General features: G+C 32.0%; 11 protein-coding genes. 1 reads left to right on the forward strand and 10 read right to left on the reverse strand.

Going from position 1 to position 11,456, the window contains the following annotated elements; all coding sequences use genetic code 11:
* Nucleotides 1–8: 8 nt before the first annotated feature.
* Nucleotides 9–770: an exodeoxyribonuclease III gene (locus tag G6N05_RS12775; protein ID WP_166130075.1), complete on the reverse strand. Its 762-nt coding sequence runs from the start codon at nt 768–770 to the stop codon at nt 9–11.
* Between the two features lie 181 nt (nt 771–951).
* Here G6N05_RS12775 and G6N05_RS12780 point away from each other — a divergent pair, with 181 nt between their 5' ends.
* The gene (locus tag G6N05_RS12780) at nt 952–2,757 is read left to right on the forward strand and encodes a GNAT family N-acyltransferase (RefSeq protein WP_166130079.1); all 1,806 of its coding nucleotides are present in this window, start codon (nt 952–954) and stop codon (nt 2,755–2,757) included.
* Nucleotides 2,758–2,885: 128 nt separating this feature from the next.
* Here the strand turns inward: G6N05_RS12780 and G6N05_RS12785 are convergent, their stop codons facing one another.
* The 9 genes from G6N05_RS12785 to G6N05_RS12825 all read right to left on the reverse strand — a co-directional run bounded on the left by G6N05_RS12785 (nt 2,886) and on the right by G6N05_RS12825 (nt 11,246).
* Nucleotides 2,886–3,275, reverse strand: a complete 390-nt coding sequence (locus G6N05_RS12785) for a DUF2752 domain-containing protein (protein WP_317167487.1) — start codon at nt 3,273–3,275, stop codon at nt 2,886–2,888.
* Between the two features lie 46 nt (nt 3,276–3,321).
* Nucleotides 3,322–3,705, reverse strand: a complete 384-nt coding sequence (locus G6N05_RS12790) for a DUF4234 domain-containing protein (RefSeq protein ID WP_166130083.1) — start codon at nt 3,703–3,705, stop codon at nt 3,322–3,324.
* Between the two features lie 48 nt (nt 3,706–3,753).
* On the reverse strand, nt 3,754–4,707 hold the full coding sequence (locus G6N05_RS12795; RefSeq protein ID WP_166130087.1) for a 2-hydroxyacid dehydrogenase: 954 nt from the start codon (nt 4,705–4,707) through the stop codon (nt 3,754–3,756).
* Between the two features lie 217 nt (nt 4,708–4,924).
* Complete coding sequence (gene dusB / locus G6N05_RS12800) at nt 4,925–5,929, reverse strand: tRNA dihydrouridine synthase DusB (protein WP_166130091.1); 1,005 nt, start codon at nt 5,927–5,929, stop codon at nt 4,925–4,927.
* A 332-nt stretch (nt 5,930–6,261) separates the two neighbouring features.
* Nucleotides 6,262–7,527, reverse strand: a complete 1,266-nt coding sequence (locus G6N05_RS12805; protein WP_166130095.1) for a murein hydrolase activator EnvC family protein — start codon at nt 7,525–7,527, stop codon at nt 6,262–6,264.
* Between the two features lie 22 nt (nt 7,528–7,549).
* Nucleotides 7,550–8,329 carry a DUF4292 domain-containing protein gene (locus G6N05_RS12810; protein WP_166130100.1) on the reverse strand — a complete coding sequence of 260 codons (780 nt, stop codon included), beginning with the start codon at nt 8,327–8,329 and terminating at the stop codon, nt 7,550–7,552.
* Between the two features lies 1 nt (nt 8,330).
* Nucleotides 8,331–9,644, reverse strand: coding sequence for a tetratricopeptide repeat protein (locus G6N05_RS12815; RefSeq protein WP_166130104.1), 1,314 nt, complete (start codon nt 9,642–9,644; stop codon nt 8,331–8,333).
* A 108-nt stretch (nt 9,645–9,752) separates the two neighbouring features.
* Complete coding sequence (locus G6N05_RS12820) at nt 9,753–10,763, reverse strand: sugar phosphate nucleotidyltransferase (RefSeq protein ID WP_166130107.1); 1,011 nt, start codon at nt 10,761–10,763, stop codon at nt 9,753–9,755.
* A gap of 120 nt (nt 10,764–10,883) precedes the next feature.
* On the reverse strand, nt 10,884–11,246 hold the full coding sequence (locus G6N05_RS12825) for a four helix bundle protein (protein ID WP_166130110.1): 363 nt from the start codon (nt 11,244–11,246) through the stop codon (nt 10,884–10,886).
* Between the last annotated feature and the right edge of the window lie 210 nt (nt 11,247–11,456).

Here is an 11,456-nt window from a genome sequence, read left to right on the forward strand (position 1 = left end):
CTCTTACATTACTCAATTTCCACCAAAATCGGACAATGGTCTGAATGTTTGGCTTCTGGTAAAATTAAGGCTCTTTTTATATTATCTATCAATTGTTCCGTAACTAAACAGTAATCAATTCTCCAACCTTTATTATTATTTCTGGCATTGGCTCTATAGCTCCACCATGTATAATTATGTGGTTCTTTATTTAAATGTCGGAACGTATCAACCATTCCAGTTTTCATAAATCCATCTAGCCAAGAACGTTCTTCTGGTAAAAATCCAGATGTTTTTACGTTACCTTTTGGATTATGAATATCAATTGCTTCGTGACAAATATTATAATCTCCACAAATTACTAAATGCGGGATCTCTGTTCTTAAATTCACTATATATTCTTGAATATCGTCCATGTATTTAAACTTATATCCCAATCTGTCATTATTCGTTCCAGATGGTAAATACATGCTCATTACAGACAAATTATCATAATCTACTCGTAAATTTCTACCTTCAAAATCCATAGACTCCAACCCTGTTCCGAAAACCACATTTTTAGGTTCGGTTTTACATAAAATAGCTACCCCGCTATATCCTTTTTTCTGAGCTGAAAAATAATATTGATACGGATAACCTGCAGCAGTAATATCTTCTGTAGGAATTTGATCTTCAGTAGCCTTAATTTCTTGCAAACAAATTACATCTGGATTTGCGCTTTGTAACCATTCAATAAATCCTTTAGTTATTGCGGCTCTGATACCATTTACATTGTAGGAGATAATCTTCATTTTGTTTTTTCTAATACTCAAAAATAGAAAAAGTTTTCAATAAAACGGCTTATTGAACAAGTATTTTATAAATATTTTAGCAAACCCTACTTATTTTTAAATTGTTAGCAATTGTGTGTTTTTGATGGCACAAAATTCAATAGAATTGTTATCTTTGTTACTTGCTCAAAACACAAAATAGATGGGATTAGTTACTGCAAAAGAAGTAGCCAAAGCAATAAATACGGACAAATACGGAATTTTCGGAACATTTTCTGGGTGGTTACTCATGAAAGTACTTAAAATTTCCACACTTAATAAAATCTATAATCGAAATAAGCACTTAAGCGATTTGGAGTTTTTAAATGCGATTTTAGATGAATTTCAAATAAAATTTGAAATTCCGGAAGAAGATTTGAAACGTTTACCAAAAGACGGTGCTTATATTACCATTTCCAACCATCCTTTAGGTGGAATTGATGGTATTTTATTATTGAAATTAATGCTAGAACGCGAGCCGAATTTCAAAATAATTGCTAACTTTTTATTACACAGAATTGAACCGATGAAACCGTATATTATGCCGGTTAATCCGTTTGAAGATCATAAAGATGCGAAATCTAGCGTTGTCGGAATCAAAGAAACATTACGTCATTTAAGTGACGGAAAACCATTAGGAATTTTCCCTGCTGGAGAAGTTTCAACTTATAAAGACGGAAAATTAATTGTAGACAAACCTTGGGAAGAAGGCGCTTTGAAAATTATCAAAAAAGCAAAAGTTCCTGTTGTTCCGATTTATTTTCATGCACAAAACAGCAAATTATTTTATCGTTTATCAAAACTGAATGATACGTTACGAACCGCAAAATTACCAAGCGAATTATTAACTCAAAAACACCGAGTAATTAAAGTTCGAATTGGTAAACCGATTTCTGTAAACGAGTTAAACGAACATGAAACTATCCCAGAATTTGGAGAATTTTTAAGAAAGAAAACTTACATGCTTTCTAAATCTTTTGAAGAAAAAGAAGAAGAAAACTTTAAATTAACTTTTCCGAAATTTACAAGTAGTCCAAAAGCGGCAAAACAAATTGTAAAACCTGCCAATCACGAACAAATTATTGAAGAAATCAATTTCTTAAAGGAAGGTGATTATCAATTATTACAAAGTAAAAACTACAGAGTTTTCTTAGTGACCGCTGAAAAAATTCCAAATATTTTACACGAAATTGGCCGTTTACGTGAAATTACATTTAGAGAAGTTGGCGAAGGAACTAACGAAGCGATTGACTTAGACAAATACGACCAATATTACCACCATATGTTTTTATGGGATGAAGACGCTCAAATGATTGCTGGTGCCTACAGAATGGGATTTGGTTCAAAAATATTTCCAAAATACGGTTTAGAAGGTTTCTATTTAAATGAACTTTTTAAATTCGAACCAGAATTAAACGACATGATGAGCCAATCTATTGAAATGGGTCGTGCTTTTATCATTTCGGAATACCAACAAAAACCAATGCCTTTGTTTTTACTTTGGAAAGGAATTGTACATACGACTTTACATTATCCGGAACATAATTTTTTAATTGGTGGCGTGAGTATTAGTAATCAGTTTTCAGAATTTTCTAAATCGTTAATGATTGAATTCATGAAGTCTAATTATTACGATCCGTATGTGGCGCAATATATCAAACCTAAAAAAGAATACAAGGTAAAACTAAAAGATGCTGATAAAGATTTCGTATTTAATGAAGCGGAAGCCGATTTAAATAAATTCGATAAAATTATTGATGAAATTGAACCAGGCTCGTTACGTTTACCAGTTTTAATTAAGAAATACATCAAACAAAACGCTCGAGTGGTAGCTTTTAACGTAGATCCAATGTTCAACAATGCGATTGACGGATTGATGTATATTAAAATTTCGGATATTCCTGAAAGTACAGTAAAACCAGTTATGGAAGAATTTCAAGCGGAATTAGAAAGAAAGCACAAAGGGTAAATTTTTTTTTTTTGAATGTGAGATTTGGAGATTTAGAGACAAAGCGATTTGAGCAAATTATACGATATTCACTTTTACTTTTTACTTGGCTCTTTTTACTTGGCTCTTTTTACTTGGCTCTTTCTAACTTACCTCCAAATAGATTCTTTTAAAATAGAATCCCACGAATTATTTTTTATAAAAAGTACAATTCTAATTAAATGATATACAATTAAAAGTGCGACAAAAACATACGTCCACTTTTTTTTGTTGAATGTATTTGCGAAAAACGGTTTCTTGTAATATAATTCAAAACTTAATTTGATTAAGAAGTATATTGACAAAACCAATACTACTGGTCCAAACAAGTGAAAAGTGATGCTTTTAAGCAAATCTCCTTCGTATAAATACACTAAAGATTTCGTAATTCCACAACCCGGACAAGGAAAACCGGTTAACATTTTAAACGGGCAAAATGATTGTTCGCTTTCTAAAGTTCCATTATTGGTTAGGAGTATAAAAAAAGGAATAATTAGCACGAGTAACACACTAATTATCCCTATAATTCTATATTGAATAAATTTATTAATTGTATAATTTATTTAATTCCGATTGTACAATCATGGCAGCAATCATAGGAAAGAAAAATCCTAAAATTAATAATAAAACAGAGTCGTCTTTTTGTGGCTGACCTGTTAATTGGTAAATTCTTGGTAAACCATCTCTACCAACTAACCAGTAAAAAAACAAGTTTAATCCACAACATCCTGTAATTAATGCAATTGTTGGCGACACTACTTCTTTTTCATTAGCGGCGTTAATCACTTCTGCTGCTTTCACATTCCAGTAAATCAAATACAATCCACAGGTTAAAAATCCGAAAATAAGAACCATTACTGGATCTACTTTAAAAAAAGGAAGATTTGGTTTTTGCGTATTCCATTCTTCTTGTTTGGTAACTTCATGCATAATTTTATAGTTTTAGTTATCACATAAGTAGTTAATTCACAACTTTTGTTACAGATATAAATTAATTATTTTATTTACAATAACTTGTGCTAGTTTTTCTTTGCTTTCAAATGTCCAACCTGCAATATGCGGTGTTAATAAAACATTATTGGCTTGTAATAAATAATCGAAAACTTCTGGTTTCTCGCCTTCAAATAAGGTTTCGAAAGATAATTTTTCGTATTCTAACACATCTAAACCAGCACCTAAAACTTTTCCCGATTGCAATGCAGCAACTAAATCGGCTGTAACTACACTTTTTCCTCTTGCGGTATTGATTAACCAAAACGGTTTCGCAAATTGATTGATAAATGAAGCATTTACCATTTTATCTGTTTCTGTTGTCCACGGAATATGCAAACTCAATACATCCGATTTTTGTTGTATTTCTTCTAGAGAAACTTGTTTCGCATTTTCATCACCTACATTTGGCAAAATATCGTAACATAAAACTTCCACATCAAAACCTCTCAATTTTTTAGCGAAAGATTTTCCCATATTTCCGTAACCAATAATCCCGATTGTTTTTCCATCTAATTCGGTTCCTCGATTACTTTCTCTGTTCCAATGCCCGGCTTTGACTTCTTTATCCGCGTGATTTAATTTATTAAAAAGCGACAAAATCATTCCTAAAGCGTGTTCGCCAACGGCGTTACAATTGCCTTCTGGTGCTGCAATAAGATTTATATTTTTACTTTCCGCATACTCACAATCGATACTTTCTAAACCTGCACCAACTCGAGCGATAAATTTTAAGTTTTTAGCTTTATCGATAAAAGTTTTATCAATTTTAAAACGGCTTCTGATGACAATTCCGTGGTAGTTTTCGATTTTATTTTCTACTTCTTCTTTTGTGGAAGTGAAATCAGCTTCGTTACTGAAACCAGTATTTTCTAATTGTTCCCAAAGTAAAGGATGATTAGAATCGATATGTAGAATTTTAACTTTTGACAAATCTGACATTATGTTGTGTTTTAAAATGGAAAGTTAGATTATTTCGCAGAGATTCGCAAAGATTCAGAGAAAAACGCGAAGATTTGAACACAGATTATCACAGATTTCACAAATTGAAACTATGTAAAGTTTGCGTGAGATCCTTTCAGGATGACAAACTAAGTGGTGAGTTTTAACTGAAAGAATAGTAGAGAATCTGAAACGAGTTCAGATTGACAAAAAAATCTTACTGCCCAGTTAAAGCATTATCATAATTTGCGTACACTTCTTTTATTTGATTGAAGATATCAAATAATTCGTTGTGTCCGTCTGAAGTCACTAAGCGTTGTTTGTATTGTTTGAAGTCTTGAATACCTTTGAAGTAATTGGTATAATGACGACGCATTTCTACAATTCCAACGCGTTCACCTTTCCATTCCATAGACCAGATTAAGTGGTTTTGAGCTGCTTCTACTCTATCTGCAACGGTTGGTGGCGCTAATTTTTCACCGGTTTTGAAATAGTGTTTGATTTCGTTGAAAATCCACGGATAACCAATCGCGGCACGACCAATCATCATTCCGTCTAAACCAAATTTGTTTTTATATTCTAAGGCTTTTTCTGGAGAATCGATATCGCCATTTCCGAAAATTGGCATAGTGATTCTAGGATTGTTTTTGATGCGTTCGATATGTGTCCAATCCGAATGCCCTTTATACATTTGTGCACGCGTTCTGGCGTGAACGGTTAAAGCTTGCACACCGATATCTTGTAAACGTTCGGCAACTTCATCAATATTGATAGAAGCTTCATCCCAACCCAAACGGGTTTTTACAGTAACTGGAAGACTGGTTCCTTTGATAACGGCTTTCGTTAAACGAACCATTAAATCAACGTCTTTCAAAACTCCAGCACCAGCGCCTTTACAAACGACTTTCTTTACGGGACAACCAAAATTAATATCTACCAAATCAGGTTGAACAGTGTCTACAATTTTTGCAGACATTTCCATGGCTTCTTCGTCTCCACCGAAAATTTGAATTCCGACAGGGCGTTCGTAATCGAAAATATCTAATTTCATACGGCTTTTCATGGCGTCACGAATTAAACCTTCTGATGAAATAAATTCAGAATACATCAAATCGGCTCCGTGCATTTTACACAAACGGCGAAATGGCGGATCACTTACATCTTCCATTGGAGCAAGAAGTAAGGGATAATCGGGCAAAATGATGTTTCCTATTTTTGGCATGGTGCAAAGATAATATAAAGTTGGAAGTTGGAAGTTGGAAGTTGGGATTTTTTTTTAAAACACCTAGTCACATAGATTTTTGGAAATCGCTTAGACGCTTCGCTTAAAATTAGAGCATATAGAAAACTGCCGATTGAACGAATTTTGTAAAAAAGTCTTCTGAAAATGATAGTTGTAATCTAGCCCCGATAGTAGCGGCATCTTTTTTAAAATTGTTCCTTGAGCACTTCGACTCCGCTCAGTATGACAGCTCAAGGAACAATTTTAAAAAAATATAGCGGATAGCGGGACGTTTAGTCTTTTGAAAACAAATGTGTTGCTTCTAAAAAAAATTATCTAGGTGCTATCCAACTTTTTGGATTAAGAACTGTAGTATTTTGATTGATTACAAATTTTAATATTGAATTTCCTTTCGCGTTAGTTTTAATTTTACCTAAAACTTGTTTGGCAGTTACTTTGTTTCCAACAGAAACCGAAACGCTACTTAAGTTACTATACGCTGTAAAGAAATCTCCGTGACGCACTAACACCGTATAAGTGTTTGTAGTTTGAGATACTTGCACTCCTGAAACTTCTCCAGCAAAAACTGCCATCGCAGAAGAACCTGGATCTGTTGTGATGTCGATTCCACTATTATGAATGACGATATTTTTATAATCTGGATGCGGCACATCTCCGTAACCAGTTGAAACATACCCTTTGGCTACTGGCCACGGCAATCTACCCTTATTGGCTTTAAAACTGTCTGAAGATAATTTTCCTTCTGGTGTTAGTTCAATTTTCGTAGATGAAACTGGTGTGGTTTTTACAGGAGCTGTTGTTCCTGATTTTTTCGCTGCTGCTTGTTGTTCTAATTTACGTTTTCTGTTTTCGGCAGCAATCGCATCGTTAATCATTTTTTTGATTTTCTTGTCGATACTTTTGCGTTCTTTATCCATTTTAGCAATTTCTGCTGCAATTTTTTTCTTGTCTTTTTGGATAAGTTTTGCGGTTTGTACTTTCTCTTCTTTTAATTTTTCGTGTTCCGCTTTGATTTTTGTTTTTTCAACAATCACCACTTCTTTTTCCTTTTTGTTGGTTTGCAATTCGTTAACTGCAACGCCTAATCGCGTTTGTTTGATTTTGATTTCTTCTGCTTGACGTTTTCTGTAACCCGCGTATTGCTTCATATATTGCATACGTTTATACGCTTGCAAAAAACTATTAGAAGATAATACAAACATAATTCGGCTTTGTTCTGAACGACTTTTATACGATTTCACAATCATTTTCGCATAATCTTCCTTCATGATTTTCAAATCCTTATTTAACTTATTAATTTCTAATTGCGTTAAATAAATATTGTCATCTAAAATTCGAGCTTGTTTGGCGATTGTAGAAATGATTTTTTCGGAAATTTTAATCTGCGCTTCTTGTCCAGCAATTTCCTTTAAAACTGATTTTTCTTTCTTTTTTTCGTTTTGAAGTTTGGTTTTGGCTTCAGACAATTCTCTTTGTAATTGTTCTTTTCTTTGTTCCAACTTTTCTTTCTCGTCAATTTGCGCAGAAACAGACAAGGTGAAAAACACAACGAATAGGGTTAAAAGAAATTTGTTCATGCTAGAATTTTTTTTTGCGAAATTAATCTATTTTTATTTGAGAATAACCATCTGGAATAGAATAAGGATACGATAATTCTTCATTAAACGTAATTTTTTTATATTCTACATCAATTTTTACCTGATCTTGCTGATTCGCTAAAATAGAAACGCCAATTGGCAAGAACATATTGTCTTGATTGAAAAAAGACGGATAATTTACCATCACGTTTCTGTTTTTAGAAATTTGATTGATAAATTGTTTCTTTAGTAAATAATTTGCGGTTTCAAAACTGAATAATTTTTCGATATCTGTTTTGTTTTTCGACTTCAATTGAAATAAATTATCTGCAACTTCTGCAATAAAATCTTCTTTGGTTAAATTATCAATTGGTCTTCCTAATAATAAATTTTGAACTTTTTGAAAATCTAAATCGGTTCCCAGCATTTTGGATAGAATTGAATAATCGCCATCAAAATACGAGTTGTTTATTTTTTCATAATAACTTACACGTGTTGGTGTGATAAATGCTTTTGCCATAGGAATTCCGAAAAACTTAAGGTTAATCCAAATGATTTCATCTTTTTTAATTCTGATATCGGCATTTATGGAAATCGATTGTTTTTTGTCTTGATATTCCGCTGAAGAACGTATGGAAGCCGTTTGAAAATTCAATGCATTTTCATAATGTTTTTGAATGATTTCTTTCGCTTTCGTATCTACAACTGCCTCTTGAGAAACGGTTTGTTCCGCAACTGTTTTTTTAGCTTTACATGCCATAATTGATACAGCTGTAAATAAATATATTACTAATTTTTTCATGTTATTTTTTAGATATAGCATCTAATCTTTTTTGATACGTTTGTTTCATTTTGGCGTCCGATAAACCATCGGCACAAATTATAAATTGTTTGCAAAATCCTGTTTCTAAATTTGGATCGTCAATTACATAATCGATTCCCATTTCTAAAAAGTCTTTTGCTTTTTTATAGTTTTTCAAGTTATTATTCCCTTTTCCTGCATAATAATACAAATTGGCTTTGGTTGGAAATAAGTCGATATATTCCTCTGATTTTTTAGTCATTTTTTCATATTGCTTATTAAAATCGTAAATATTCAATAGTAAATCGATGGCTTCAATGTCATTTGCATTTGATTTTTCGATATACTTTTGAGCCAATTCAAAACTATTTTTATTGTAAAAAAACTTTCCTAATTCTTTGTTGATATCCATTCCAATAGTATTGTCAAAATACGTTAATGTATTGTCGATTTCTGTTAACAATTGCGGATTTTTCGTTGAAAAAATTAAAAACTCATTTAAAACTCGGTGTTTGATTTTAAAGTCGATTTTATTGCTTTTCACAACTCTTTTATAAGATTCCGTTGCTTTTGGAATATCGTTAGCGTTGATGTGAAATTTCACTAAACTCACATGAACCATATCCGAATTTGGTATTTCCTTTTCTAGTAATAAAGCGGTTTCAAATGCTTTTTGTTCTTGATTTTCTGTGGAATACTGATAAATTAAATCGATATAATTTTGTTCCGATTTTGGATTGCTTTTTATGGCAGCTTGTAAGTCGGCAATTTTTGGTTTTTCACCATTCGACATACTTTGAATTTGCATTTGGTAGGTTTCCATGGCTTTAGTCAAGGTTCCTTTGCTTTCAATATCGTCAATTACGATTTTGGCTTTATCAAATTGCTGCGTAGTCATGTACAACGACACTAAATCTTCTTTCATATTTGCATCAAAAGTTACAAGCTTTTCAACAATTGGAATAGATTTATTGAAATTTTTAGTTTGGTAATACACATCGTATAAACCATTCCAATACCAACGTTGTTTGGGTTCTAAATCGACTGCTTTTTGAAAAGAAGCTTGCGCATCTGTATAACTTTTTAGCGCTAAATAATTCACTCCTAATTGGAAGTGAACTTCTGGATTATTCGGTTCAGTTTGTAAGCATTTCTCCAATGAAATAATGGCTTTGTCGTAATTTTCAATCGCTTTTTGTTTTAAAGCTTCATAAAAATTATTCTCAAATTCATTGCTCGCAGTTTCTACTTCTTCTGGATTGACTTGACCGAAAGAAAGTTGAAAAAGGAAAAGAAAAGCTATTATTTTTTTCATGTTTTGTTGTTACACAGAGATACACAAAGACTTACGCAAAGTACCGCAAAATTTATTATTTTATCTAAAAGATTATGAAAACCTTATGCAATTTATGATAAGCAAAAATTATTCCATTGTTGAATAGTCGCCTAAACTTACGCTGGTGAAATCGCCATTATAGTTTACATGGTTTCCAATCATCGCTTTATCTAACTTTGCATTTTTAATATGTGCGTGTGTTTGAACTAAACTATTTTTAATCGTACTATCTACAATGTGGCAACCTTTTCCTAAAGATACGTTTGGACCAACTGTTGCGTTAATCAAAACTACATCTTCACCAATGTAACATGGCGGAATGATAGTTGAATTTTCAAGTTTTACATCATAATCCACTAAATGTTCTCCATCATTATGTAAAAAACCTAGCATTCTATTATTCGTATCAACAGTTACATCTTTGTTTCCGCAATCCATCCATTCGTCTACTTTTCCAGGAACGAATTTCATTCCTTTCGCCATCATTTGCTTGATACCATCATTAATTTGGTATTCGCCACCATGAATAATATTATTATCTAAAACCGATTGCAATTCATTTTTTAAAACGGCAATATCTTTGAAATAATAAATTCCTATAACAGCTAAATCAGATACAAATTCTTTTGGTTTTTCTACTAATTCAACAATTTCATTCGCTTCATTTAGGTTAATTACACCAAACGCTTCTGGCTGATCGACTTGTTTTACCCAAATTACAGAATCTGCAGTTGCATCTAATTCGAAATCGGCACGAATTAACGTATCGGCGTAAGCAACAACTGCTGGTCCAGATAAAGAATCTTTCGCACACATGATCGCATGACCTGTTCCTAAAGCTTCATTTTGATAATAAATAGTTCCTTTTGCGCCAATTTTTGTTGCAATAGCTAATAAATCTTTTTCTACTATTGCTCCAAAACTTTCGTGAATGATAAAAGCTACTTCATCAATTGGTTGATTGATAACTTTGGCAATATCTTCTACCAAACGATGCACGATTGGTTTTCCTGCAATAGGAATTAATGGTTTTGGAATAGTTAAAGTATGAGGACGAAGACGAGATCCACGACCTGCCATAGGTACGATTATTTTCATGTTTTTTATTTCTAAATTCGTTAATCATAATTGAATATTCAACATTTTTTAATTTTGAATATTCAACTTGGAATTTTGAATGTTGAAGTTTTGAAACTCATTAAATATCAACATTCACTTCTATTTATTTTTACTTCTTGATGTTTCTATACTTTTAACAAAAATTGATATTAATTCATCATTTTCTTTTAAGATTGAAGTCATATCAAACTCTTGACCTAAATATAATTTTGCTTTAAAAATTATTTTCAAATTTGAATAAGTTTCTCGCAGTTCTTTCAGTACAATAGACATTTTATGAATAAAATCATTTCTAGATTCTGCGCTTTGTGCTTCACTGTAATTTAATGATGGAGCAGTTCCAGAACGAACAAGTTGTCCTGATAAATGGTTACCTGCTTTTGATGCTTTAACATTATCAGTAACATTAATAATCTGAACTGCAAAATCAATTAATCTTTCGTGTAAATCAAATTTTTTCATGGCTTATATATAATTATGGTTTTTATCTTTTTACAATATTTCAAAATTCGTTAATCTTAATTGAATATTCAACATTTTTTAACTTGGAATATTCAACTTGGAATGTTGAATGTTGAAGTTTTCTAACTCTCTTATTTCAAAATTCGTTAATCTTAATTGAATATTCAACATTTTTTAACTTGGAATATTCAACTTGGAATGTTGAATGTT

Origin of the sequence: Flavobacterium bernardetii (assembly GCF_011305415.1) — a bacterium.
Taxonomy (GTDB): Bacteria; Bacteroidota; Bacteroidia; order Flavobacteriales; family Flavobacteriaceae; genus Flavobacterium; species Flavobacterium bernardetii.